This is a genomic window from Veillonella sp. VA142, assembly GCF_003992135.1.
In the GTDB taxonomy this organism is placed as follows: domain Bacteria; phylum Bacillota; class Negativicutes; order Veillonellales; family Veillonellaceae; genus F0422.
Window position 1 is genome coordinate 1 of record NZ_RQVN01000012.1, and the last position, 24,178, is coordinate 24,178.

General features: G+C 37.8%; 30 protein-coding genes. 24 read left to right on the plus strand and 6 right to left on the minus strand.

Annotated elements, in window-relative coordinates; all coding sequences use genetic code 11:
* Positions 1-137: 137 nt before the first annotated feature.
* Positions 138-314 carry a hypothetical protein gene (locus tag EO117_RS09205; protein ID WP_164727501.1) on the plus strand — a complete coding sequence of 59 codons (177 nt, stop codon included), beginning with the start codon at positions 138-140 and terminating at the stop codon, positions 312-314.
* A 243-nt stretch (positions 315-557) separates the two neighbouring features.
* On the opposite strand, the gene EO117_RS05715 is transcribed toward EO117_RS09205, so the two are convergent.
* A complete protein-coding gene (locus EO117_RS05715; protein ID WP_126939518.1) occupies positions 558-1,784 on the minus strand; it encodes an MFS transporter in 1,227 nt (408 codons plus the stop codon).
* A gap of 483 nt (positions 1,785-2,267) precedes the next feature.
* Here EO117_RS05715 and EO117_RS05720 point away from each other — a divergent pair, with 483 nt between their 5' ends.
* Both EO117_RS05720 and EO117_RS05725 read left to right on the plus strand, forming a co-directional pair.
* On the plus strand, positions 2,268-2,777 hold the full coding sequence (locus tag EO117_RS05720; RefSeq protein WP_126939519.1) for an Lrp/AsnC family transcriptional regulator: 510 nt from the start codon (positions 2,268-2,270) through the stop codon (positions 2,775-2,777).
* The gene (locus EO117_RS05725; RefSeq protein ID WP_240632592.1) at positions 2,746-3,957 is read left to right on the plus strand and encodes an aminotransferase class I/II-fold pyridoxal phosphate-dependent enzyme; all 1,212 of its coding nucleotides are present in this window, start codon (positions 2,746-2,748) and stop codon (positions 3,955-3,957) included. The genes EO117_RS05720 and EO117_RS05725 overlap by 32 nt, the downstream gene beginning before the upstream one ends.
* 151 nt (positions 3,958-4,108) lie before the next feature.
* Here EO117_RS05725 and EO117_RS05730 read toward each other — a convergent pair whose 3' ends face one another.
* Both EO117_RS05730 and rarD read right to left on the minus strand, forming a co-directional pair.
* Complete coding sequence (locus EO117_RS05730; RefSeq protein WP_126939520.1) at positions 4,109-5,812, minus strand: DUF438 domain-containing protein; 1,704 nt, start codon at positions 5,810-5,812, stop codon at positions 4,109-4,111.
* Between the two features lie 228 nt (positions 5,813-6,040).
* Positions 6,041-6,916: an EamA family transporter RarD gene (gene rarD / locus EO117_RS05735; RefSeq protein ID WP_126939521.1), complete on the minus strand. Its 876-nt coding sequence runs from the start codon at positions 6,914-6,916 to the stop codon at positions 6,041-6,043.
* 289 nt (positions 6,917-7,205) lie between these two features.
* Here rarD and EO117_RS05740 point away from each other — a divergent pair, with 289 nt between their 5' ends.
* The 9 genes from EO117_RS05740 (at position 7,206) to EO117_RS05780 (ending at position 16,886) form a co-directional block, all read left to right on the plus strand.
* Positions 7,206-8,528, plus strand: a complete 1,323-nt coding sequence (locus EO117_RS05740; protein WP_126939522.1) for an MFS transporter — start codon at positions 7,206-7,208, stop codon at positions 8,526-8,528.
* A gap of 263 nt (positions 8,529-8,791) precedes the next feature.
* A complete protein-coding gene (locus EO117_RS05745; protein WP_126939523.1) occupies positions 8,792-10,009 on the plus strand; it encodes an ATP-binding protein in 1,218 nt (405 codons plus the stop codon).
* Positions 10,010-10,181: 172 nt separating this feature from the next.
* Complete coding sequence (gene glmU / locus EO117_RS05750) at positions 10,182-11,555, plus strand: bifunctional UDP-N-acetylglucosamine diphosphorylase/glucosamine-1-phosphate N-acetyltransferase GlmU (RefSeq protein WP_126939524.1); 1,374 nt, start codon at positions 10,182-10,184, stop codon at positions 11,553-11,555.
* A gap of 114 nt (positions 11,556-11,669) precedes the next feature.
* On the plus strand, positions 11,670-12,623 hold the full coding sequence (locus EO117_RS05755; protein ID WP_126939525.1) for a ribose-phosphate pyrophosphokinase: 954 nt from the start codon (positions 11,670-11,672) through the stop codon (positions 12,621-12,623).
* Between the two features lies 1 nt (position 12,624).
* The gene (gene pth, locus EO117_RS05760) at positions 12,625-13,203 is read left to right on the plus strand and encodes an aminoacyl-tRNA hydrolase (protein WP_126939526.1); all 579 of its coding nucleotides are present in this window, start codon (positions 12,625-12,627) and stop codon (positions 13,201-13,203) included.
* 255 nt (positions 13,204-13,458) lie between these two features.
* Positions 13,459-13,647 (plus strand): hypothetical protein, encoded by a 189-nt coding sequence (locus tag EO117_RS05765; RefSeq protein WP_126939527.1) that lies wholly within the window; start codon positions 13,459-13,461, stop codon positions 13,645-13,647.
* A 312-nt stretch (positions 13,648-13,959) separates the two neighbouring features.
* A complete protein-coding gene (locus EO117_RS05770; RefSeq protein WP_126939528.1) occupies positions 13,960-14,157 on the plus strand; it encodes a hypothetical protein in 198 nt (65 codons plus the stop codon).
* A 250-nt stretch (positions 14,158-14,407) separates the two neighbouring features.
* Positions 14,408-16,024: an aminotransferase class I/II-fold pyridoxal phosphate-dependent enzyme gene (locus EO117_RS05775; protein WP_126939529.1), complete on the plus strand. Its 1,617-nt coding sequence runs from the start codon at positions 14,408-14,410 to the stop codon at positions 16,022-16,024.
* Between the two features lie 181 nt (positions 16,025-16,205).
* Positions 16,206-16,886: a thymidylate kinase gene (locus tag EO117_RS05780; protein WP_126939530.1), complete on the plus strand. Its 681-nt coding sequence runs from the start codon at positions 16,206-16,208 to the stop codon at positions 16,884-16,886.
* A gap of 276 nt (positions 16,887-17,162) precedes the next feature.
* Here the strand turns inward: EO117_RS05780 and EO117_RS05785 are convergent, their stop codons facing one another.
* The 3 genes from EO117_RS05785 to EO117_RS05795 form a co-directional block, all read right to left on the minus strand.
* The gene (locus tag EO117_RS05785) at positions 17,163-18,221 is read right to left on the minus strand and encodes a tyrosine-type recombinase/integrase (protein WP_126939531.1); all 1,059 of its coding nucleotides are present in this window, start codon (positions 18,219-18,221) and stop codon (positions 17,163-17,165) included.
* 86 nt (positions 18,222-18,307) lie between these two features.
* On the minus strand, positions 18,308-19,081 hold the full coding sequence (locus tag EO117_RS05790) for a hypothetical protein (RefSeq protein WP_126939532.1): 774 nt from the start codon (positions 19,079-19,081) through the stop codon (positions 18,308-18,310).
* A gap of 11 nt (positions 19,082-19,092) precedes the next feature.
* Complete coding sequence (locus tag EO117_RS05795) at positions 19,093-19,740, minus strand: LexA family transcriptional regulator (RefSeq protein ID WP_126939533.1); 648 nt, start codon at positions 19,738-19,740, stop codon at positions 19,093-19,095.
* 144 nt (positions 19,741-19,884) lie between these two features.
* On the opposite strand from EO117_RS05795, the gene EO117_RS05800 reads away from it, so the two are divergent.
* From EO117_RS05800 to EO117_RS05845, 12 genes are all read left to right on the plus strand, one after another.
* Positions 19,885-20,085, plus strand: a complete 201-nt coding sequence (locus EO117_RS05800) for a helix-turn-helix transcriptional regulator (RefSeq protein ID WP_126939534.1) — start codon at positions 19,885-19,887, stop codon at positions 20,083-20,085.
* Positions 20,086-20,122: 37 nt separating this feature from the next.
* Positions 20,123-20,362 (plus strand): hypothetical protein, encoded by a 240-nt coding sequence (locus EO117_RS05805; protein WP_126939535.1) that lies wholly within the window; start codon positions 20,123-20,125, stop codon positions 20,360-20,362.
* Positions 20,346-20,660, plus strand: a complete 315-nt coding sequence (locus EO117_RS05810) for a hypothetical protein (protein WP_126939536.1) — start codon at positions 20,346-20,348, stop codon at positions 20,658-20,660. The genes EO117_RS05805 and EO117_RS05810 overlap by 17 nt, the downstream gene beginning before the upstream one ends.
* A 1-nt stretch (position 20,661) precedes the next feature.
* Complete coding sequence (locus tag EO117_RS05815; RefSeq protein ID WP_126939537.1) at positions 20,662-20,973, plus strand: helix-turn-helix domain-containing protein; 312 nt, start codon at positions 20,662-20,664, stop codon at positions 20,971-20,973.
* A gap of 295 nt (positions 20,974-21,268) precedes the next feature.
* Entirely contained in the window at positions 21,269-21,571 is a 303-nt protein-coding gene (locus tag EO117_RS05820; protein WP_126939538.1) for a LysM domain-containing protein, read from the plus strand.
* Positions 21,568-21,741, plus strand: a complete 174-nt coding sequence (locus EO117_RS09210) for a hypothetical protein (RefSeq protein ID WP_164727502.1) — start codon at positions 21,568-21,570, stop codon at positions 21,739-21,741. Before EO117_RS05820 ends, EO117_RS09210 begins: the two co-directional genes overlap by 4 nt.
* Before the next feature lie 20 nt (positions 21,742-21,761).
* Complete coding sequence (locus EO117_RS09215; RefSeq protein WP_164727503.1) at positions 21,762-21,923, plus strand: hypothetical protein; 162 nt, start codon at positions 21,762-21,764, stop codon at positions 21,921-21,923.
* 104 nt (positions 21,924-22,027) lie between these two features.
* Positions 22,028-22,540, plus strand: coding sequence for a siphovirus Gp157 family protein (locus EO117_RS05825; protein WP_126939539.1), 513 nt, complete (start codon positions 22,028-22,030; stop codon positions 22,538-22,540).
* Entirely contained in the window at positions 22,541-23,182 is a 642-nt protein-coding gene (locus tag EO117_RS05830; RefSeq protein WP_126939540.1) for an ERF family protein, read from the plus strand. It abuts the gene before it with no gap.
* Positions 23,166-23,708, plus strand: a complete 543-nt coding sequence (locus EO117_RS05835) for a hypothetical protein (protein ID WP_126939541.1) — start codon at positions 23,166-23,168, stop codon at positions 23,706-23,708. The genes EO117_RS05830 and EO117_RS05835 overlap by 17 nt, the downstream gene beginning before the upstream one ends.
* Positions 23,701-23,949 carry an HNH endonuclease gene (locus tag EO117_RS05840; protein WP_126939542.1) on the plus strand — a complete coding sequence of 83 codons (249 nt, stop codon included), beginning with the start codon at positions 23,701-23,703 and terminating at the stop codon, positions 23,947-23,949. Before EO117_RS05835 ends, EO117_RS05840 begins: the two co-directional genes overlap by 8 nt.
* The gene (locus EO117_RS05845; RefSeq protein WP_126939543.1) at positions 23,946-24,173 is read left to right on the plus strand and encodes a hypothetical protein; all 228 of its coding nucleotides are present in this window, start codon (positions 23,946-23,948) and stop codon (positions 24,171-24,173) included. The genes EO117_RS05840 and EO117_RS05845 overlap by 4 nt, the downstream gene beginning before the upstream one ends.
* Positions 24,174-24,178 lie beyond the last annotated feature (5 nt).

Sequence of the window (24,178 nt, forward strand, 5' to 3'; positions counted from 1 at the left end):
CTCAAGAAGTTTGGTAGTTTCTGCATGCAAAAGGGACCGTAACGAAAATGTAAAAAAGTACATTTTGTTACAGCCCCTAAGAACTTTTTATATGAGTAGCCCCCACATTTGACAAAGAGCCTATATAGGGAGGGACTATGAATACAGCTAATGATATTGAACGATTATATAATGCTATTGAAATCAATAAAAAACATTTCAGTTTTTTCAAATTAATGTACAGTCCTATGGAATACAAGAAGTCAATAAAGGGAGTACACAGTCATTTAATGTCCTTCTTGAAATTATGGATGGTAAGTTTGATTGCAATTTAGATTTTATTGTGAACTGTTATGATGAGTTAGGAGCGATAATCTATAGTGAGACGAAGTTAGTTCTTATAGACAGATATATTGGCTATGATACTCTTAAATTTTGGTGTAATGATACTAATTTGATTGATAGAACGAATAAAATTCGTATATTTGTAAAAAAAAGATAATATTAAAGTGCCCTATACCGATATGCATATGTATGTTATAGCATAAGGTATAGGGCACTTTTTTATATCTATAGGTTTATTGATGTTTAGGAATTTCTTCTTCATACATAACCTGTTCTTTGGCAGGTCGATAGTAGATGGCATAGAGAATCAATACGATGACTGGAATGATGGCTGATACGATATAGATACCGCTGTAAGATAATAGGCCATGTAAGATACCTAATGTATAAGGCCCTACGCCTAATCCGAGATCTAATCCAATAAAATAAGTGGAAAGAGCAACTCCAATTTTGGCAGGCTCAATAGCTTTCAAACAAACAGCTTGCCCGTTGGACATAAATGTACCGTATCCTAACCCTACGAAAGCACCAGCAATGAGTAGTAAAGCGGTACTTGTACTATAAGCAATAAGTAAAAGGCCAATGGTCAAACATATATAGCTCGGATACATGACGGCATTTTCCCCGTGTTCATCAAAGATACGACCTGCAATTGGACGAGTTACAGTGATGACAAGGGCATAGACAACAAAGAAGAAGGCGCCTGCCGTGATGAGACCAGTTTCATGGGTAAAGATAGAAAGGAATCCTAGGACACTAGAATAGGCTAGCCCCATTAGGAAACCAAGAAAAGCAATAAAGGAAACGCGTGGTTCAATGAAGTTCTTTATAGACCAAGATTTCATAGATACTATTTCTGTAGAGGATAGAGCTAAATTTTGAACAGGGAAGCGTAAGCAAGCGATAGCAACTCCTATGGATAATAGAACAGCTAAATAGATAATCCAAGTGAATCCTACCGCAGGTAATAAAATCATACCTATGAAAGGACCAATAGCGGCAGCTAAGCTAGTACTGAGACCATAATAGTTAATACCCTCACCATTTTTTGATTTTGGGATATACGCTGTAACAACTGCATTAGCTGCAGTAGATACAGTGCCATAGGCAAATCCATTTAAGAAACGTACGGTATCTAGGATTAGAATATCTTTGGCAATGAGATACGCAAGAGTTGTAAGTAAATAAAAAATAGCCCCATAACGAAGCACTTCTTTACGCCCAATAAGCTCTAAGCGTTGCCCCATGATGAGGCGTGCAAATAAAGTGCCGATGATATAGATACCGGTGGCAAATCCCGCTTCGGCCACTGTGGAGTGAAGTTCTTTAGTAGCATAACTGGCTGTGATAACTACAAAGCAATAATACACTAAAAAGACAATAAAATTAATAATAGTAATACTGATAAACCCAGAATTAAATAAGCTTTCTTCTTGGGTGTGTATAGTTTGGTCATTCATGGATAATTCCTCCTTTTAGAATATGTTTTATAGAATATACCTATTTCTTATCCTTGTAAAGGTTATATAAATATTTTCTATAGAGCTTTACTAAGTTAACAATATTGTAATAGATACCTGAAAAATAGAAGAATGCAAGAACAAGGATATGAGCATAGTGTATAAATCAATTTAGTGCATTGTGGGGGCTAGAAAAGCTAAGAAAAGATATAAAATTTTTTTAGAGTGCGACTATTCACTATGTTAGGGTTTGGTATAAAATTAGGGTATTAACATGAGAGATAACAGTCTTAATGTGAAGGTAATTATCAGGATAGACTTATTTTAAGTAGATCATCTTGGTATTATAGTATGTAGGTGTAATATAATGTATTGCTACTTTCAGAGAAACTGACTATAATAAATAAATAAGCATTGAGAATAGATGTACAATGCTATCGTTTATAAAATAGAGATGTGAATCATAAGAAAGGAGTCTCCCTTATGGCAGTACAATTGGACACATTGGATCATCGTTTATTACGTTTATTAGATGAGGACGCCTCCATGTCGGCGGCAGATTTAGCCATTATGCTCAATAGTGATGAAGCACATGTGGCAAATCGTATTCAAGCCTTTGAAGAGTCTGGCATTATTAAACGGTACCAAGCAGTCATTGATTGGGAACAAGTAGATCAAAACAAATCTACAGCGCTTATTCAATTAGGTGTGACTCCTGCTCCAGATCAAGGTTTTGATAAAGTGGCAGAGCGAATTATGGAATTTCCAGAAGTACGAGGTGTATACCTTATGTCTGGTAGTTATGATTTGACTGTTATCGTGGAGGGAGCTAGTATGCGCGATATTGCTTTATTCGTATCTCGCCGTTTATCTACATTAGATTCGGTGCTTTCTACGACAACAAACTTTATCTTAACACGTTATAAAGATAATAATATTGTGTTCCACACGGGTGGAGTTCGTGAAGATCGGAGAAATGTATTCGATGATTAATTATGATAACTATTTAAATACAGAGATCAAAGCTGTGAAACCGTCGGGGATTCGTCGTTTTTTTGAAATTGCTAATGAATTAGACAATGTCATTTCTCTTAGTATAGGTGAACCAGATTTTGCTACGCCATACCACATTCGTGAGGAAGGGATTAACACCTTAGAAAAAGGGAAAACGTGGTATTCTCCGAACCGTGGTTTTATGGAACTGAGGGAAGAAATTTCTAACTGGTTAGAACGAAAGTATCATGTATCCTATGATCCTGCTACGGAAGTGATTGCCACTGTGGGTGGATCAGAAGCTATTGATTTAACGTGCCGAATCTTGTTAAATCCAGGGGATGAGGTCTTGATTCCGGTGCCAAGTTTTGTGTGCTACACGCCACTAGCAGAGATGTGTAATGCAAAGCCCGTACAAATTATTACAAAAGAAGAAGATGAGTTCCGCTTGACTCCGGAGGCTATAGAAGCTGCAGTTAACGGGAAGACAAAACTATTAGTATTGCCGTTTCCTAATAATCCAACAGGAGCGGTGCTACGCCGTGAACACTTGGAAGCTATTGCTGAAGTTGTTATCAAACATGATTTATTCATTTTGTCTGATGAGTTATACAGTGAACTTACGTATGGAGATGAACCACATGTTACTATTGCATCGATTCCGGGCATGCAAGAGCGTACTATTTTAATTAATGGTTTTTCAAAAGCTTATGCTATGACAGGGTGGCGACTTGGTTTTGCCGCAGGGCCAGCACCGATTATTGCTCAGATGACAAAGATGCATCAATACGGTATTATGAGTGCTCCGTCTATGTCTCAATATGCGGCTATCGAGGCCCTAAAACATGGAGACAAAGATATTCAATACATGCGTGAAGAATACGATATGCGTCGTCGGTTGTTGGTGAGCGCTTTCAATCGTATGGGACTTCATACATTTGAGCCTGAAGGGGCATTCTATGCATTCCCGTCCATTACGAGCACAGGCATGACATCAGAAGAGTTTTGTGAAAAATTACTCTATGATCAGCGCATTGCCGTAGTACCTGGTAATGCCTTTGGTGACTGTGGAGAAGGCTTTGTTCGCGTAGCTTATTCTAACTCCTTGCAAAATATTAAAGAAGCGGTAAAACGTATCGAAATATTTTTGGAAAAAATTAAAAATAAAGAAATTGGGTAATCAAAAAGACAGATATGGTTTTGCAATAAAACTGTGTCTGTTTTTTTACCGTTTATATAATACGTAGGGCCTTCGGCTAACTGTACAATAGCATATGAAAAGAATAGAAATAAGAATATTAGAGGACTATCACGGATAGTCCTCTAATATATTATTGATTCTTATGTTTGAAAGCTAAAATAGCTTGGATTAATGCATCTAGTGTCATCTCGCCACGTTCTGCCACCATGGATAAGGTAGCTTTGTGTTTCATTAATTTAGCGAGGGGAGAGTTTAGCATTTTATAGTTAGGATGAATATGAATCATATGGTCTTTCAGACCAGGTATGGTATCAAATAGAGGGAATAATTTAGTGTCGCCAGTTAAGCCTAGATCGTTTTCATAGATAGTAGATTGTGTAGAGCTATCTTGTACTGAATCTTGTTCAGTTGTACTAGCTGTGCTAGTTGGGGCATCTTCTTTGCGAATATTTTTGTAATCTATATGCTCCACTGCATGGTATGCAGAATCAGAACCTTCCCAAATCAGTTCTTTACGAGAACCACTTAAGCTACGAATATGTGTGCAATCTTGCACCATTTCCAAGATACCCTTAAATTGCCCTTCTTCGTTGCGCACAGCGATATATTCGATATGGATGAATAGGTCAGGTTTGTTAATCCACATTTCAGCGTAATCTTGTCTACCAGCTTTAAAAGAATCGATAATTTCTTGTACTAATGGTAAGCTTTTCTTTGGATGACAGTTTTGCACCACACGACCGATGATATTAGAACTACGAGGGAAGATGCGGTGCTTCGTATCATTGTAGAAACGAACCAAATCATTTTCATCCACAAAGGTAATGTCTACTGGTAAGAATTTAAAGATTAATTTAATCTGTTCAATCGTTAAAGCGCCAACAGCTAGGTCATGTGTTTGTTCAGGGCTTCCGTTAATACCATATTTGCCCACTAATTGTGCTAACTCTTGTAACAAAGCAGTTGGGTTAACAGCACCACTTAATTGAGTGTTTTCATGATTTCCCACATCAGCATGATTATGTTGTGTTGTTACATGCCCCACATTTGCAGATGCCTCTCCAAGGTTCTTAGGTTCCGCATCAGGACGACCTTTATAGAATGGCGGTGGTGTAATGAAAGCAAATCCAATTTCATGATCGCCTTGGCTCATAGTGATAAAGTCACTGTCTTGTAATAACTTCCATGCTGTAGGGATCAGTACTTCTTTTTCTTTGTTATTGAGGTCACGGATAATATCGATGACGTCCGCTTGTTTCGCTAAAAATTCAGATTCCTTTCCGGATTCTAGTAGTTGTTTACTTTCAGAGATAGCATCACGAACTGCATCGTCGAAGGTCCACATGATTTTTGTAGGGCGATCGAAACCATAACGTTCTAAAACAGGATATAATTGATTTTGTTTGCGTGCTAAATGGATGCGCCAAGTAGTAAGTGCATCATATACACCAAGCCAAGGATTGAGAATAAAGTGAGGTGCTTGTAACAAAGATTCCATTTCTGTTAACTGTTGTTCCATAGCGTCGATTTCATTTAGGTACACCGTTAAAGGATGATGTTCCGGATATTCATTATTCGCACGGATTAAAATGCCATCGAATAATTCTAATAAGTCATCCATACGATGGGTGATTTCCTCGTCTGTATAAGAACCTTTCAATTGTTGTTCACCATAGGCAAATTCATCAGGTGTACAAGTACCGATTTTTTCTTTCAATAAAGTGCGAGCTGTTTCTAAATCTAAGGTGCCACCGAGAAAGCGATCTTTAATGTCAATCATAACTTCCATTCTGTCATTGCCTGTAAGACCAAGGGCTTGTTTCATTGTATCCATGTGTGTATCCTTTCTGTATCTAATACTAGTATAACCATTATTATGGTACCGTCATTTGTTTTGCTGAAAGAATGAAGACTTTACTACAAATGTAGATACCATGTGTCTAGCTTGATAAAGTATAGGGGGCGTACCCTCTTAGGGGTTACTCCTTTTCATGCTTTAAGTATATTGTAAATAAAAATAATTTTCAGTTGCTGGGGATACAGAATTATAAAACTTTTGTATTTATTTTGTGTAATTGGAAGCGGTATAGATGCCAAGGGCTAACCAAATGAAAGAAAAGGCAGTCATTTTATTAGAATCAAAGCTTTCACCGAAATAGAAGATGGCGATAAGTAGAGCGATAGTGGGCGATAGATATTGCAGAAATCCTAGTAGGTTTAATGGTAATAGTCGCGCCCCATAGGTGAATAAAACGAGAGGTGCCGATGTAGTTAGACCAGAGATAACGAATAGGGCAGCAGTAAATGAATCGTTTTGAAAAGCCACCCAAGAACTAGCATCTATATACGTTGTGTATGCTAGTGCTAAGGGGGCTACAAGCCACGCTTCAAAAGCGATGCTTGTAAAAGGATGGATTAATAGTTTTTTCTTTACTAGGCCATAGAGAGCAAAGGTTAAGGCAAGGGCGAGTGCTAAATTAGGGGGACTTCCTAGTTGTAGAGAAATGAAGAGGATACCGATGGTGGCTAAGCCCACACTACACCACTGTGGGAACGTTAGCTTTTCTTTAAATACCAATACTCCTAACACTACATTTAGTAGCGGGTTGATGTAATATCCAAAACTCGTATCCATCACACGATTATTAGAGATGGCCCAAATGTATAAGCCCCAATTACTAGATATGAAGATAGAGGCTAGAACGAGTAAACCCAATTGAGACATATTATGTGTTAAATGCAGGCAGTCTTTCTTAAATTGGTTGTAATTTAGTCCGATAGCCACAAAGGACATAAAAAGAGCAGACCAAATGATGCGGTGTGCTAGTATGCTATAGGCTGATATATGATGGAGGAGTGCCCAGTAGATGGGTAAAAGTCCCCAAATCAAATAACAGCTTAAAGCAGTGATGAGGCCTTTTTTATTTGTTTGTTGCATAGATACCTCCTTTTGAATGACTGAATATATGTATTTTGTACTACATATAGTTTGTATATTATTTTACTACAGTTTAAATAGAAATTAGAAGTATACCATAGAATTCAGTTAAAAATTTTTAAAGTTATATGTAGAGAAGAATGGTACGGCGTTTTTGTGTATTCTTTACAGAAAGGTATATATAGGTTTTCTAAGAAGTGATGAGTTTCTTTTGAAAATAAACTACTAGCCTATCAATTGAAAAAGGTATATACTATGCCATGACATACAATATAAAGGAGGCGTTAGTATGGAAGTTGTTAGTCGAGAGGTAAAAAGTCATTTTTTACGCTTGCAAATGAATTCTTTGATTGGTGTATGGATTGGATATGCAGCCTATTACTTAGTGCGTAGTAATTTTAATTTAGCGTTGCCGTATTTATCTGGTGAGCTAGATTTAAGTAAAACGCAATTAGGGTTATTATCTAGCTGCTTATTGATTACATACGGACTTAGCAAAGGGTTTATGTCTGTGTTGGCAGATAAAGCAAATCCGAAATATTTTATGGCTGTCGGTTTGACTTTATGCGTTATCTTAAATGTATTGATGGGATTCACCACACATTATTCCTTATTTATCGGACTCGTTATTTTATTAGGTTTATTCCAAGGGATGGGTGTTGGACCTTCAATTATTACAGTAGGCTATTGGTTCCCTAGATCTCAGCGGGGTCGTGCTAGTACAATTTGGAATATGTCCCACAACTTAGGTGGTGGTATTGTGGCTCCTATCGTGGGTGTGGCAATTGGCTATTTAGGAACAGAGCATTGGCGCCTCGGCACATTTGCAGTACCAGCAATATTAGCTGCAATTTGCGTGCTATTAGTCTTGAATTTTGTTCGTAAGCGCCCAACCGAAGAAGGATTGCCAACTGTAGAGGAAGTATTCCAAGAGGAAGCGGCAGGACAAAAATCTGCTAAAATGGCAGCGGACAAACCAGAGGATATGAATGCATTCCAAGTGTTTTACAACTTTGTATTTAAAAATCCAAACTCTTGGTATTTGGTGTTAATCGACGTATTCGTATACATGGTCCGCTTTGGCATGATTACCTGGATTCCTTTATACTTACTAAAAGTAAAAGGTTTTACAAAAACAGAGATGAGTGTAGCTTACATGTTGTTTGAATGGGCTGCTATTCCATCTACTATCTTGGCAGGCTACTTAGTAGACAAATACTTCAAAGGTCGTATTATGCAATTACCAATCTATTGCTTGGTGGTTATCTTTGCTTGTGTCATTGGGTATATGAACTCTGATAGTATTTTGTGGGCTACTGTATTTGCTTGTATTACAGGATGCTTGATTTACATTCCACAATCTATGATTCCGGTACAGGCGATGGAAGTTATTCCAACCTTTGCCTTAGGGTCTGCTGTAGGTTTGCGTGGTTTTATGAGTTACCTTGTGGGTAGTTCCTTAGGAACAACACTCTTTGGTTTCGTTGTAGACCATTGGGGCTGGGATATGGGTTTCTACACATTGCTAGTGGGCGTAGTCCTTTGTATGTTCTCTTGCTACTTATCTAATAGAGGGGTACAAAAAATCTATGCGGCTGCTGATAAAGCATAAATAGATATTTCAATACTAATAAAAGAATAGATACTAGTAGAATATGCTAGTGAAAGTTACGAAGGAAAGCCTAAGCATGGGCTTTCCTTTTATTATATATAGAAAATTTGTCACAGACTCCACAAAATGGTAGAATAAATAAAAAATAGCATTCTATTCCATAAAATAGAATAGTAGTTACTAAAATATGTTATAGAATCCATAAAAAAATAAAAATTAAACTAAATTAGTAATAAGAACCATAATATAAAGGAGGGGATATAATGAAGTTAATTGAACGAAAACAATATTTAGATTTCTTACGAAATCACCGGCAGACTGATGCAATTATTGTAGTATCTGGTATCCGTCGTTGTGGTAAGTCTACGCTATTTCAGTTGTATAAGAATGAGTTGTTAGCCCAAGGTGTTCAGCCGGAGCAGATTGTAAGTGTTAATTTTGAAGATTTAGCATATGAACATTTGCAAGAGTATCGGACGTTGTATCAATATATTTTAGACCGACTCATTCCCAATCAAGAGATGCATATATTTCTTGATGAAATACAGCATGTACCTAATTTTGAAAAAGTGGTGGATAGTTTGTACATTAAGGATAAGGTAAAGGTGTATATCACTGGCTCTAATGCGTATTTTATGTCTTCTGAAATGGCTACTTTATTGTCGGGGCGCTATGTGCAATTAGATATGTTGCCACTTTCATTTAAAGAATTTTGTGAAGCCCATCAAAATGATGAGCGTCAATTATTAGAGGAATTATATCGAAAATATATTCAATATAGCTCCTTCCCAGGCACTTTAACGTTAGGGGATAATCTGCCGATGATACTAGATTATTTACAAGGCATATTTAACACCATTGTGTTGAAAGACATCATTACTCGGAGTAAAATTGGAGACCCAAAGTTATTGGAAAGTGTAACTAGATATTTGTTTGCCAATATTGGTAGCTTAATTAATCCTACAAAGATTAAAAACTCGCTCATTAGTGCAGGTCGAAAAGTGGATGGGCGGACTATTGAGCGATACATATCATCGTTACAAGATGCATTGTTAATGTATCAAGTTAATAGATATGATGTGCGAGGAAAAGAAGTATTACAACTAAATGCAAAATATTATGCAGTGGATATAGCGTTAAAACAATTCTTGTTACCTAATCGTGGTGAAGATGTGGGTCATGTTTTGGAAAATATCGTATGTCTAGAGCTCATACGTAGAGGGTACAAGGTCTATGTAGGTCATCTACAAAAAGGAGAGATAGATTTTATTGCCCAAAAAACTGGTACTGTCGAATATTATCAAGTCAGTCAAAGTGTATTAGATCCACATACGTTAGAGAGAGAACTAAAACCATTAGAACAAATACAAGACCATTATCCTAAGTTCCTATTAACCTTCGATGTGATTAATAAGAATGCAAGCTATAATGGGATTCAACAGAGAAATGTATTAGAATGGTTATTAGACACTCCATCGTAAGATGATAAGGGTAGCTAACCGTATAGGGTGATAGCAATGCATGCAATTCTAGTGTGTAGCATAATCACTTGCTAGGAGATACATACTATAATTAATAGTCGAAAAATCTCCTACAATATGGTATGCTAATTTATATATACTATTACTATGTCAACAATAAAGGTGGATGCATATGAATGAATTAGTAGGTTTGATTTTAGCGGCCGGTAAAGGGACACGCATGAAATCTAAACTTCCGAAAGTATTGCACAAGGTAGCTGGTAAAGCTATGGTAGAACGCGTGTTAGAAGCGGCTCAATCTGTAGGGGCAGAGCGTAATGTGGTCATCGTTGGTTTTGGTGGCGATGATGTGAAAGCCTATTTAGGTGACAGTGTGGAATACGTGATACAATTAGAACAAAAAGGTACTGGTCATGCGGTACAACAAGCGGAACCTGTACTCGGCAACCATGAAGGGCTGATTTTATTGTTGTGTGGGGATACACCATTGGTAACGCAACAAACACTGGAACAATTATTGGCTCACCACAAAGAAACAGGGGCGGCAGCCACAGTATTAACGGCTTATATGGACAACCCATATGGGTACGGCCGTATCATTCGCAATGAAGCAAAGTCCGTGGAACGCATTGTGGAAGAAAAAGATGGTAAACTAGATGAATTAAAAGTGCACGAAGTGAATACGGGTATGTATATTTTTGATTCCAAAGAATTATGGCCTTGTTTAGAGCAACTTTCAGATGACAATGCACAGGGTGAATTATACATTACAGACGTAGTGAGCATCCTTGTAAAAGCAGGCAAAACAGTGAGCGCTTACATGACCATGGACAGCGATGAATCCTTAGGGGTCAATAGCCGTTTACAATTGGCACAAGCAGAATTGATTTTGCGTAACCGTACAAACATGGCATTGATGGAAACCGGAGTGACCTTGGTAGATCCACATAGTACATACATTGATCCAGAAGTGGTGATAGGACCAGATACGATTATCTATCCTAATACAACATTAGAAGGCAACACGGTTGTAGGTACGAATAATATTTTGGGACCTAATACACGTTTATCCAATGTAACAGTAGGCGATAATAATCACATCCATGATTCTTACGCACATGATTGTGAAATCAAGAATGATACAGTGATTGGACCGTTTGTACATTTGCGCCCAGACACAGTGCTCTTTGATAAGGTAAAAATTGGCAACTTCGTAGAAGTGAAAAATAGCGTGGTTGGTACTGGTACAAAACTTCCGCACTTATCGTATATTGGTGATAGTGATGTAGGATCTAAGGTGAATATCGGTTGTGGTACTATTACTGTCAACTACGATGGTAAGAAGAAACATCGTACCACAATTGAAGATGGTGTGTTTGTAGGTTGCAATTCCAACTTAGTAGCGCCGGTGACGATTGGTAGTGAAAGTTACGTAGCAGCTGGCTCTACCATAACGAAGGATGTACCAAGCCGAGCATTGGCTTTCGGACGGGCACGCCAAGTGGTAAAAGAGAACTGGGTCACAGAGGATACTTTCAAAAAATAAAAATGTATTGAAATTTCATAAAATTGTTTATACAAAATTGAGAAAATGAAGTACAATATAGATAGAGCCTTTGTGCATCAAATTGTAAGTCAATTGTTTTAGAGGAGTAATGACATGGCATTAGAAGATGGTAAACGACTCAAAGTTTTTACAGGTAATGCGAATCCAGCATTAGCCAAAGAAATTTGTGATTATTTGGACCTTCCATTAGGGGAAGCATTTGTAGGTCGCTTCAACAATGGAGAAGTGCAAGTCATGATTGATGAAAGTGTACGTGGAAAAGATGTATTTATCGTGCAACCAACTAGTTATCCAGTGAATGATAATGTAGTTGAGTTGTTTATCATGGCAGACGCGTTAAAACGTGCATCCGCTCGTCATATTACAGCCGTTGTACCATATTATGGATATGCTCGCCAAGACAGAAAAACTCGTGGCAGAGAACCAATTACAGCAAAATTAATGGCAGACCTATTACAAACTGCTGGCGTTACTCGCCTTGTAACGGTAGATCTTCACGCAGGTCAAATTCAAGGTTTCTTTGATGTGCCAGTAGACCATTTAATGGGGGCTTCCCTTATTGCAAACTATATCAATGAAAAGAAAATGGAAGATGTCATCGTTGTATCTCCAGACCTTGGAGGGGTAACACGTGCTCGTGATTTGGCTGACCGTATTGGTGCACCAATTGCAATCATTGAGAAAAAACGTCCTCAACCAGGCGTCGCAAAAGTAATGAATCTAATTGGTGATGTACAAGGTAAAAATTGTATTATCATCGACGATATTGTGGATACAGCAGGATCTCTTGTAGAGGGAGCCAAAGCATTACAAGAATTTGGTGCTAAATCTGTGACAGCTTGTGTCACACATGCAGTGCTAACAGATCCAGCTTGCGAACGTATTGCAAACTCCAATATTAAAGAGTTAATTGTCACAAATACAATTGATATTCCTGAAGAACGTCGCTTACCAAATATTACGGTATTGTCCGTAGCTCCATTATTGGGAGAGGCGATTTTGCGTATCTTTCAAGAAGAGTCTGTAAGCTCTCTATTTGATAAATAAGATGAAATTACTCGTTGGACTAGGAAATCCTGGTAGGGACTACGAAGGGACCCGCCATAATATCGGATTTATGGTGGTAGATGCCATTGCTGAGATGGTGACTCATACACCATGGAGAGAAGATTATAAAGCAGAAATTTGTTCTTGTACCATTGAGGGGGAAAAGGTGTTGTTGGTGAAACCACAGACCTTCATGAACCTCAGTGGTGAATCCATAGGTCCTTTGATGCGCTATTACAAGCTAACTCCAGAAGATGTGTATGTCATTTATGATGATATGGACCTACCGGTAGGTAAACTTAGGATTCGTCCTAATGGTAGTGCAGGCGGTCACAATGGTATAAAATCTATGATTAGCCATTTGGGGACGGATGCATTTCCACATTTTCGATTTGGTATTGGTCGACCTTTGCCAGAGTGGACAGTGGTAGATCACGTCTTGTCACGCTTTCCAGAGGAACAACAGGACATAGTAAAAAAAGGTATTAAAGCCATGGTAAAAGCTGTTCTTGGGTGTGTAGAAGTAGGAATTGATAAAGGAATGAACTTGTATAATCCTAAAAAGGGTCGCCCTCGTTAGAAGGAGTAAAAGCCAAAATAGAGCACTTGTTCTATTTTGGTTTTTATTGTGCACATATCCTGTATAAGAGGGTGATTTTGATCAACCATTGAATTACTTTTGGATTGTTGACTTAATTCAATCAAATAAATTCACTATATATGTCTTTTCATCTTGAAATTATGAAAATAAAAGTATATACTAAGTTTAGAGCAGTATAATTAGTATTTAATGTGAATCGTCTTTATTTTTACTTATTGTGAGGGAGGCATTATCATGAAAGGTAATAATTGGGGCGGCAAGCGGGCTGGTGCAGGTCGCAAAAAATCCTTATTTGAACGTAAAGGACGTACTTTCCGTTTGACTGATGCTGAATTCTTAGAAGTCAAACCATTAGTGGATGCAGTACGACGTCGTACTGAGGAAGCTATGTTAGCTACATTAGCAACTAAAAATAAAAAATAGTTGTACGTTCTTAATACTACTGAGTTTAATTAGCTAAGCGCTTTTGATTACAAGTTAGTATGGAAAATCGACTCCTTGTGGGGTCGATTTTTTTTGATTCTATAGAACTTACTTGACAATATCGAAAATTATCGTTATAATATTACATAACATAGCAATATAGGCTGATGCTACGTAAGACTTGTATGCGAATAGATGCTTACTGTATACGCTCTTATGACGGTCTAGTCGCTATGGTGGTTCAACCCGACCACAGAAGGATCCAATTTTGGAAATGAATTCAAATAATTACTACACAAATGGAGGTTAGCAATGAGCTTAATTAAAAGTTTATCCAACCGCTTGTCTGTGCTAGGATATAGTGGTTACGAAATTTCACAAATTATCAATAGTGCAACGGGCGGTCAAGACATTAATGCTTTGACTGGTCAAGATTTACACCATGTGGCAAATACAATGGAACACTACGTAAAAGCGGGTTCCCAATACGTTGCGGAATATAGTAAATAATTAGAGACTGTTACAGTTTGTAAAGAATTACAAATTGTAGCAGTTTTTTTATTATTTTGAACTATGATACAGTATGCCAATGAAAGGTATAAGGTATATTTACAACGATACACAGTATGAACAGAATATAGGGATATATGTTAGTCGTGATAGAATCGCTTGAATGGATGCACAGAGTAGGGTAGAATACTAGATAGAGTATAAAGCTTAATACATGTAATAATATTATAATTGAATCAATAGTAAATATATGAAACAAAATTTAAATCAAAATAGACTTCCTTTTGTGGAGTCTTTAGAAACATATAAAGAACAACATATGATTCCTTTTCATACGCCGGGACATAAAATTGGAGTGGGAGCACCTACACTGCTTACAGAATGGATGGGTAAGGCATTATCTTATGATTTGGGGTTGATGTATGCCATTGATGATTATCATGAGCCGGAGCGTGAATTATTGGAGGCGCAGCAACTGGCAGCACAGGTCTTTGGTGCCGATCATACATGGTTTTCTATTAACGGAACATCGGGTGCGATTCAAATGATGATGATGAGTGCTGTGAAAGAAGGGGACTCTATCATCATTCCTCGAGAGGCTCATTGCTCTGTGCATAATAGTTTAGTCTTAAGTGGAGCCAAACCAATTTATATGAGAGGGTGTTTTCATCCACGATGGGGTATCCCTGTAGGAGTGACAGCTGAAGAGGCTGTGGCTACGATGGAGGCGCATCCAGAAGCGAAGGCCATTTTACTGGTGCATCCTAACTATTATGGAATTGGTGTAGACGTAAAACGGATTGTAGAAGCAGCTCATCAAAGAAATATGCTCGTGTTAGTGGATGAGGCTCATGGACCACATCTTGTACCATCTTTGGGGATGCCGGTGCCTGCTTTAGAAAGTGGGGCAGACTTAGTTGCTCAAAGTACGCATAAATTATTAGGTTCTTTGACACAAACCTCGATGCTTCATGGACAAGGTTCTCGTATTGATGTAGACCGTATTCAACGATTGCAACAAATCTTGATGAGTACAAGCCCAAATTACATTTTTTTAGCATCTTTGGATATGGCGCGCCATCAATGGGCCACAGAGGGGCAATCTTTAATGGAAGATACATTGAACTTGGCTCGTACATTACGAAGCGCTCTGAATGAGATTCATGGCATTGCTTGTCCTGGTCATGAGGATATAGAAGGGGCTTTCACTTTCGATGAAACTAAGATTATTATCGATGCAAAAGATCTTGGATTAACAGCACAAGAGTTAGAGAAAGAGTTGCGACAACGTCATATTGAAGTGGAACTGATGAAAGCCTACCATGTCTTATTATTGATTACCATAGGCGATACGGACACATCTATACAACAGGTCATAGATGCAGTGCAGAGTATCTCAGATATGTATAAACATAAGATAGAAGGTACCACAAAGGGGGACGGAACGTATGCGCAGCAGCGCAATATAGTTTCACTTGACCAAAGTAATAATGCGTCTCTTGATGCAATATATAGTACACAAAATGTGACAAAGCATAGGAGCATAGATGGAGATGATACATATGTTACGGATGATAACGATGTAGACGCAAGTACAATGGAAATCTTGCCAACACCTATTGTGTTACTTTCACCACGGCAAGCCTTTTATGCAGAGATGGAAACAATCCTCTTAAAAGAATCCTTGGGACGAATTAGTGGGGAAACTATAACGTATTATCCACCAGGGATCCCTTGTCTAGGTGTAGGGGAGGTCATAACAGAGGAAGTATTAGCATATATAGAGCAAAAACAACGCGATGGGTATGTGCCAAATGGTGCTACGGACCGAGAACTACAGACAATTCTCGTGTGTAAAGAGAGATAGAAAGAGGCATGGTGTGGATGATATAGTATGTCTAGCATAAGAAGATGAGTGTATTGTTGCAGTATCACATAGCCTATATATAATGACTGTGTAAAGGGACTAAAAAGTATTGTGATGCTTTATATAAGGGATTGATAGAGTATACGATAAGAATTGCAATGTTATAAGGAGATAGATGTATATGGGACAATTAATTATTATTGAAGGTGGCGACGGCAGTGGTAAGGCTACTCAGACCGCAAAACTGTTGGAACGACTACAAGCAGAAGGTTATCCAGTTCGGTCTGTTAGTTTTCCTAATTACGATAGTCCAGCAGCAGAACCAATTAAAATGTACTTGCGAGGAGACTTTGGAAAAGAGGCAAACTCCGTGAATGCCTATGTGGCTAGCACACTATATGCCATAGACCGCTTTGCATCGTATCGCCAAGATTGGCAGGCTTTTTACGAAGAGGGAGGCATCATCATTGCTGACCGATATACTACATCTAATATGGTGCATCAAATGATAAAATATACCGATACGAAAGATCGTCAAACATTTCTACAATGGCTTGACCAGTTGGAATACGATCTATATGGCTTGCCAAGACCTGATGCAGTGATTCTATTAGACATGCCTCTGTCTTTGTCCAAAGCGCTGTTAGCAGAACGCACAGGCAAAACCGGTGGCAATACGGGAGACATTCATGAACAAGATGCCACGCACTTAACGGCAGTTCATGAGGCTTATGATATGTTGGTGAGCACTTATGATTGGCATCGAGTGCACTGTGAGGATGGAGTCAATCAATTACGCACCATTGAAGACATTCATGAGGAAGTCTATCGTATTGCAAAACAGTATATATGTAAAGGCTAGTCCTTAGCTAATAAAATGTGTCGTACCTATTCATTATTGTGAATAGTATAATCATGGATAGTCTATTATGGTACGATACACGTTCAAAAAAGGATATGATAGAAACATCACATGGAGTGCAAATATTTTGCCGAAACCATGTGGTGTTTCTTCTTTTAGCCGTGTAATTATTGTCATAACATGCTATAATAAAGGGAAATCTCATATAATAAAAGAAACCGCATTCTTATGCGGTTCTTTTTTTATTCGTCATAGAAACGTCAAAAAATAATAAAATTAGTCGAAAATTTGGCATATTTGGGTGCGAGCATTTTCTCTCATTTCATCCGAGTAGTGGATGTACGTTTTTATAACAGTATTTACTGTATCGCCTAACAAAGACGCAACTGTTTTAATGTCTACGCCGTTTGCTAGTAGTTTAGTTGCGTATGTGTGCCTAAAATCATGAGTCGTATGTTTGTTAATGTGGCGTTTTGTATATTCGTGTACAAGGGTAGGTGAATATATAGGAATAAGCCTATCGGTAGTACAACGTGCTTTATACTCCAACAAAACATCTGACAATGATGGCGGTATAGGGATTGTACGATAACTATTTTTTGTTTTTAGTGGTCCGAGTCCGTGCGTTCTATTTTCATTCAAACGTACCCATTGCTTATTAATGGTGATTGTCAGATTATCGAAATTGATGTTATCCCATGTTAAGCCTAACAACTCACCAACACGCATGCCAGTATAATGCAATATTTTTACTGCTATAAAATAGTGTGAGGATGCATCTGCTGATTTGAAGTAATCAGATAATTCTTGATCCGATATAATTCTAATTCTTTTTCTTTTTCTTGCGTCTTTTTTTAAATTAATGACAACAGGATTATTCACCATTAAATTATACCGCTTTATTGCGTGCGTAAACATCGTTTTAAGCATAGAGAATACATAATGCTTAGTGCTTTCCGACAGAGGCATCTCAGAGGCGATTTTATGGATTATTTGGGGTGTTATAGATTGCAACTTCATATCATGGATCTGGTGTAGATGTTTTACATTATTATCATATGCCAATAACGTATTTACTCGTAGATTATTTTTTACATCGTGAAAGTATAGGCGAGCAAATTCGATGAACGTTATATCTGAAAATTCTTGACTATTAATGAACAGCAATTTTTCTTTGATGTCTTTCACTATCACATCGCCGTAATCTTTGGCTTGCCGTTTGGTAGCGAATCCTTGCTTGCTTTTTTGTCGCCATTTGCCGTATCTATCTTTGTAGCTAACGATAACTTGCCACCCTTTATCCTTTTGTCGTGTTGATATAGAATAACTAGCCATGATTGCTCCTTTCAGTTGAATTATATAAAACGTATGTTCTTGATTAGATGTAAAAATATGCCCCCTCAGTTAAGAGGGGGATTTTTTTATTGTAAAGAATTTTTAATCAATTTCAAATCTTGGTGTAGTTGCATAGAACGTTGTAATTCTTGTAATGTTTCTGCTGGCACATGGTAGTCATATTTATATTTTTCACCTTGGTAGCGAATGATAGGATTTGTGCCTTCTAATAGCAATTTAATACCATCATAGGCTTTATCGTATGGGATATCCAACGTTTCATATTTACCACCCATTACGATTTGAGTATTTTTTCCATCTCCGCTTTGTCCAGCAAAAGTATTAAGTTTCAATTCCCATTTACCTTGATCTGTGGAGAATATCACTTTATCCCAAAATACCCAGTCGATACCATTATCAAAGTGAACAAATTTTAAATGTTGACTAACTTTTTTATCGCCATCAACTTTAGCAGTCCAATATACATTGCTCATAGGAGGATATTTGTCAGTGCCCCATGATTTATACCATGTCACTTTTTCAACTTCATCTACACTTTGTGGTGTAGCTTGTAAAATTGCTAGTGCGTCATTTTTTGCTTGTTCTTTTTGCTCAGCGGTTACAGTAACGGCAGTATTAGAATTGTTTGCAGAGTCAGAATCCATCTTGCCAGGGTTAATAACAATTAATAAGACAATCATTAGAATAAAGCCACCAACAGAGTAACCAACCACTTTGCCACGTGTTGGATTTTCAATAGATTTTGGTAATGCCCTCTTAGGAGAAATCATACCAATAATAAACATTAGGATGAACCCGATCATCCCTAAACCGAGTAATACACCAATAAATGTGCCCATACTTCTACCTCCTACAAATCTCTTCGAACCTCTACTGCCTTACCCATAATCCTAACTGGTAAGGTCGCTATATCGTGATTGCTATAGAACATTCTAGGGAATGCCCTCACATTATCACCTACAATATCTATACCATCCGAGCGGTGGTATATGCGTTTGATGGTCGCCTCATTGCCTGCAATAGAAACGGCTGCGATTTCTCCATCTTCAACATCAGGTTGTTGCCTAATCACAACAATATCACTATCAAATAGGGTAGGCTCCATTGAGTCACCTTTGATACGTAGTGCGAAATATTCACCACGCATGGCTAGTGATTGCGAAATCTCTATCCATTCATCATAATCTGTGACTGCTGTATTTGGAATGCCAGCAACGATAGAACCTAATACAGGAATGCGAACACCGCCAGTAAGCGGAATAGCATAGTTTATTTCAGATTTTGTATCATTAGGGATTTCCTCCCTGCCGAGTAGGTAATCTGTAGTAACGTTGAATAACTTTGCTATCTGAGTAAGCATTGTCGATGTTGGGACACGTTTATTCGTCTCCCATTGAGACACTGCATTTCTAGTGATGTTTAACTTTAACCCTAATTCATAGCCAGTCATATTGTGGCCAAGCCTTAATTCTTTTATACGTTGACCTATTGTACTCATAATAGTTACTCCTTATACCAATATAGTAACAAATAGTTTACATTTAAAAAAGTTACAAAATGTTAACAAAAAATGCTTGACGTAACATAAAGATTACTTTATAATGTAATCATAAGGTAACAAAAAGATTACAAGGAGGTGAACATGACTAAGATTACAGAACTAAGAAAAAAATATAACGTCACACAAGAGCAAATTGCTAAAGTGATAGGAATCTCAAGAGTTAACTATAACATGAAAGAAAATGGAAAGAGGGCGTTTAAACAAAAAGAGATGATGAAAATATACCAATATTTCAATAAAAAAGATAAACGAATTAACATGCAAGATATTTTTTTAGCTTAAAAGTTAACAAAAAGATTACAAAATAAGGAGCAGAAATATGGCACTGATTGGATTAACTAAAGAACAAAATGAAGAATTGAGAAGAATGTACATCAAGTCTATGGAGAAAGTGGACAGGCTTGCACATATGGCAAGTATTAATACCGATGCTGAACCACAACTAAAGGAATTAGGACTTATTGCTTTCACTCAAGCACGAACATTTTTAGAGTTAGGGGATTTTGAAAGAGATCCAAGATTACCAAATAAGGAGCAGAAATATGACAAAATTAGTTAAATTCAATGAAAGACGAGTTGTAGATGGATTCACATTTCAAAAAGGATGGTGGGGAGAGTTCTCCCCTACTGGTGAACTAGTAACAGCATATGCGTATCCAAGAGTTGAGGTAAATCATTCCGATTGGTCGTATTCTTGGAAGTTCGCAAAAATCTTCTATCCAATGGATGGTGGATTCGTTGGAGATTTGGAACTTGGGTATAAACTCCCTGCTGAGGTAATGGGCGATTTTGATGTAGTAGCAGAGCAAGACATGCTAGAGCAAAAACAAGTATTCTTTGAGATTTATGGAGAATAATATGGAGAAAAGAACATATACGGTGGAGGAAGTGATGGGTATGCTCCATTGTTCCAAAAGTACTTTGATGAATTACAAATATAGGGGTGTGCTGGTACCAATTAAAGGTGTAAAGCCTATGGTATACAGTGCAAAGAACGTACAGGCTTTCATTGATGGGGGTGAAGAGTTCACCCCTTGGGAGTTTGAAAATTTAAAACGTGAGAACGAAAGGCTTAAAGAAGAAAATCGCAGACTAAAAGCAAAGTTCTTTAAAGTACAAAATGTTATCACGGTCGAGGCAGGGGATTTACTAGAACAGCTTGCCTACTAACAACAGTATATAGAAATCAAGAGGTGATTGAAATGAACGGAAGTACAAACAAGCCACGGAGCGAGTTTGAAAGTTCGCTAAGGGGCATAATTCTAACGCAAGACCAATTCGCAGAACGATTATGTATTAGCAAGAGGGCATTTCTGAAATATCTATATGGTGAGTTATATCCACCATGTGATGTGATAGCAAAAGCTGTAGAAGAGTTTGACGTACATTCTATGGTGCTATATCACCTAACCAATCAATGCCCTATAGCAAGGGTGTATATGAATAAATTAAAGGAGGTTATGAAGTGAAAAAACGTAAAATCGTAAAAAAAAGAACTCATATCCGATGGGATAGGGTTATAGCCGTGGCGATGATTCCAGTAGTGCTAGCAGGTATATATTTTGCAGTAGCACAAGAACCAATTCAATATGAAGATACAACTGTGGTAGTCAAAGAGGGTGATACCCTATGGGGTATTGCCAAGGACGCTGTAGGCGAGGAAGTAGACGTGCGAGATGTAATTCGCCACATGATTTTAAACAATAATTTAAAGGATGGGGTTATTCATCCAGGTATGACACTGAAAGTAAAGGCGGTGAAACATTGAAAGGAAAACACAAATATGTGGCTAATGTGATTGCTTGCGTACCTATGATGATTAAAGTGAGGGCAGATGATACAGAAGAGGCAATAGAAAAGATTAGGGCGAAAGTACATAAGAAGTTAGATATGGAAATTGACAAGATAGCGTTTAGAACATTAGGCAAATTAGATTAGCACTGAAAGGGGGTGAGTATATGAAACGATATATAGTAGAGGGTTCTATAAAAATACCGTTCAATATTGTTGTAACAGGCAATGATGATGAAGAAGTATGGGACAACATAGTTGAAAGGCTTGATAGTTTATACAATTGTGAAACATCAGAATATACAGTTGATTTTATTACAAGGGAATAAAAAAAGCCCTCAAAACTGAGGGCTACCGCTCCTAAATAAGGAGCAGAAATATGAACTACGTTCATTATAGCACATATTAAGTAATTACACTAGGGAGGAAGTACATGAAGTTATACGAATTAGCAGAAAATTACAAGGAAGTTGCCACAATGATGGAGCAGGTCGAGATGGGGTCGGAGGATTGGCAAATGATCCAAGACACATTAGAGGCCATTGATGGTGAGTTCGATGTAAAAGTACAGAATATCTGTGCATTAGTAAAAGAATACAAGTACAACGTGGAAATGGTCAAAGCTGAAAAGAAACGGCTTGATGAAGTGGCACGAGGCTATGACAATAAGGCTCAATGGTTGGAATCATATTTACAAGACCAGTTAGCTAAAACGGGCAACCTCAAAAGTACTATGCTATATGGTCCACACAAATTGACATACCGCAAGGGTGTATCTACTGAGGTAACAGATGTAAACGCATTACCTATTGAGTTCTTGAAAACAAAGGTAGAGGCTGACAAAACAGCCATCAAAAAAGCATTACAAGAGGGTATCGAAGTAACTGGTGCAAGACTGGTTGATACAACATCGCTCAAGGTAACAATCGGAAAGGATGAGAAATAGATGGGAACAACAAGTATCTATAGTGCATTGAATTACATTCAGTCGAATTTGAAAGCCCCAAAAGGGCAATTCAATTCATTTGGTAAATACCATTACCGTAGTTGCGAGGACATCTTGGAGGGGGTCAAACCTCATTTGAAAGAAACTAATACATGCCTTGTGATTAGTGATGAGATTGTGACAATAGGAGACCATAATTATATCAAGGCAACAGCTACGTTGTACGGTGCTGACGGTGGTGCGGTGGCCAATAGTGCCTTTGCGAAAGAGCCTTTGGACAAAAAGGGAATGGATCCATCACAAATAACAGGGGCTACATCCTCATATGCAAGAAAATACGCATTGAATGGGTTATTCTGCATAGATGATAACAAAGACGCAGATACAGATGAATACGTTGCTAAAACAACGCAAACAAAATCTAAAACTCAAGCACCTAAAACAAATAGCGTGAAGGAAAAGGAAGCTAAGCAAGGGTATTTACAGAAGATTACTCAACAGATGGGTATTAAGCAAATCAACCCTAAATTAATATCGGAATACATCAACAAGACTTTTAAAAAGAAAACTTCTAATGAGTTAACTGAGGATGAATTGAAAGCCTTATATGATTGGGTCGTAGCGTATGAAGTGGCAAGTTGATTGCTTGCAGATTGTCAAAACTCCAGTGGGTGCCATGTTGATGGTACCCGCAGGGGTTGAGGTATTAAACCAAATACAGCAGGACAAGAAATACAATATAGAACTCAAGCTACATCGAGAAAGACGGTCATTGACTGCTAATAGCTATTGTTGGGTGTTATGCCAAAAGATAGCTGAGGAATTATCTAAAAATGGCACATATACGAGCCGTGAGGACGTATATAGGCAAGCAATAAAGGGTAGCTATGCTTTTACACCTATGCCAATCAAGGCGGAGGCTGTAGAGAGATTTACCGAAATATGGGAATCTAACGGGATAGGGTGGATTGTTGAGGATGTAGGAAATAGTAAATTAAATGGATACAAAGTAGTACATGCCTATTATGGTAGTAGTACATATGACATTGAAGAAATGGCAAGGCTTATTGATTGCTTAGTATCTGAGGCTACTGCATTAGGAATAGAAACAAAGACAAAGGAAGAGGTAGAAAGCCTATTAGAAGATTGGGAGGCGATGGATGAATAAGAGCAAGGCGGATGACGAACGATTATATAAAAGAACGAGGAAATGGGCGATAGAACGAGATGAGGGGCTATGCGTATTATGTAAAGCACCTGCTACGGAAGTACATCATATATTGTTTAGATCTAGGGGCGGTGACAGTCGCTTATCTAATCTAGTTTGCCTATGTAGAGAATGCCACAACATGGCACATGGTAGTTATCATGAGGAAGTATATAAAACACTAAAGGAGCGAATCAAATGAAACGAGACCAATTAATTAAATTCATGATTGCACAACGGATTAAAATGTATGAATCTGCACAAGCATTTGGATTTGAAGTCAAAGTGAAAGAATTACAAGCTGTAATTGAAATGATTGATGGGTTGGCGAAATTGGAGGAAGAGGATGATATGCGAGAAACTGCATTCCATAAATTCATGGAGATGTTATTGAACAGCAAAGATAACGAAGATACAGAAGAATAAATAGG

Coding starts and splice junctions, on each gene's coding strand:
- EO117_RS09205 (WP_164727501.1), top strand. CDS start 138: ATGAATACAGCTAATGATATTGAACGATTATATAATGCTATTGAAATC.
- EO117_RS05715 (WP_126939518.1), bottom strand. CDS start 1,784: ATGAATGACCAAACTATACACACCCAAGAAGAAAGCTTATTTAATTCT.
- EO117_RS05720 (WP_126939519.1), top strand. CDS start 2,268: ATGGCAGTACAATTGGACACATTGGATCATCGTTTATTACGTTTATTA.
- EO117_RS05730 (WP_126939520.1), bottom strand. CDS start 5,812: ATGGATACAATGAAACAAGCCCTTGGTCTTACAGGCAATGACAGAATG.
- rarD (WP_126939521.1), bottom strand. CDS start 6,916: ATGCAACAAACAAATAAAAAAGGCCTCATCACTGCTTTAAGCTGTTAT.
- EO117_RS05740 (WP_126939522.1), top strand. CDS start 7,206: ATGGAAGTTGTTAGTCGAGAGGTAAAAAGTCATTTTTTACGCTTGCAA.
- EO117_RS05745 (WP_126939523.1), top strand. CDS start 8,792: ATGAAGTTAATTGAACGAAAACAATATTTAGATTTCTTACGAAATCAC.
- glmU (WP_126939524.1), top strand. CDS start 10,182: ATGAATGAATTAGTAGGTTTGATTTTAGCGGCCGGTAAAGGGACACGC.
- EO117_RS05755 (WP_126939525.1), top strand. CDS start 11,670: ATGGCATTAGAAGATGGTAAACGACTCAAAGTTTTTACAGGTAATGCG.
- pth (WP_126939526.1), top strand. CDS start 12,625: ATGAAATTACTCGTTGGACTAGGAAATCCTGGTAGGGACTACGAAGGG.
- EO117_RS05765 (WP_126939527.1), top strand. CDS start 13,459: ATGAAAGGTAATAATTGGGGCGGCAAGCGGGCTGGTGCAGGTCGCAAA.
- EO117_RS05770 (WP_126939528.1), top strand. CDS start 13,960: ATGAGCTTAATTAAAAGTTTATCCAACCGCTTGTCTGTGCTAGGATAT.
- EO117_RS05775 (WP_126939529.1), top strand. CDS start 14,408: ATGAAACAAAATTTAAATCAAAATAGACTTCCTTTTGTGGAGTCTTTA.
- EO117_RS05780 (WP_126939530.1), top strand. CDS start 16,206: ATGGGACAATTAATTATTATTGAAGGTGGCGACGGCAGTGGTAAGGCT.
- EO117_RS05785 (WP_126939531.1), bottom strand. CDS start 18,221: ATGGCTAGTTATTCTATATCAACACGACAAAAGGATAAAGGGTGGCAA.
- EO117_RS05790 (WP_126939532.1), bottom strand. CDS start 19,081: ATGGGCACATTTATTGGTGTATTACTCGGTTTAGGGATGATCGGGTTC.
- EO117_RS05795 (WP_126939533.1), bottom strand. CDS start 19,740: ATGAGTACAATAGGTCAACGTATAAAAGAATTAAGGCTTGGCCACAAT.
- EO117_RS05800 (WP_126939534.1), top strand. CDS start 19,885: ATGACTAAGATTACAGAACTAAGAAAAAAATATAACGTCACACAAGAG.
- EO117_RS05805 (WP_126939535.1), top strand. CDS start 20,123: ATGGCACTGATTGGATTAACTAAAGAACAAAATGAAGAATTGAGAAGA.
- EO117_RS05810 (WP_126939536.1), top strand. CDS start 20,346: ATGACAAAATTAGTTAAATTCAATGAAAGACGAGTTGTAGATGGATTC.
- EO117_RS05815 (WP_126939537.1), top strand. CDS start 20,662: ATGGAGAAAAGAACATATACGGTGGAGGAAGTGATGGGTATGCTCCAT.
- EO117_RS09215 (WP_164727503.1), top strand. CDS start 21,762: ATGAAACGATATATAGTAGAGGGTTCTATAAAAATACCGTTCAATATT.
- EO117_RS05825 (WP_126939539.1), top strand. CDS start 22,028: ATGAAGTTATACGAATTAGCAGAAAATTACAAGGAAGTTGCCACAATG.
- EO117_RS05830 (WP_126939540.1), top strand. CDS start 22,541: ATGGGAACAACAAGTATCTATAGTGCATTGAATTACATTCAGTCGAAT.
- EO117_RS05835 (WP_126939541.1), top strand. CDS start 23,166: ATGAAGTGGCAAGTTGATTGCTTGCAGATTGTCAAAACTCCAGTGGGT.
- EO117_RS05840 (WP_126939542.1), top strand. CDS start 23,701: ATGAATAAGAGCAAGGCGGATGACGAACGATTATATAAAAGAACGAGG.
- EO117_RS05845 (WP_126939543.1), top strand. CDS start 23,946: ATGAAACGAGACCAATTAATTAAATTCATGATTGCACAACGGATTAAA.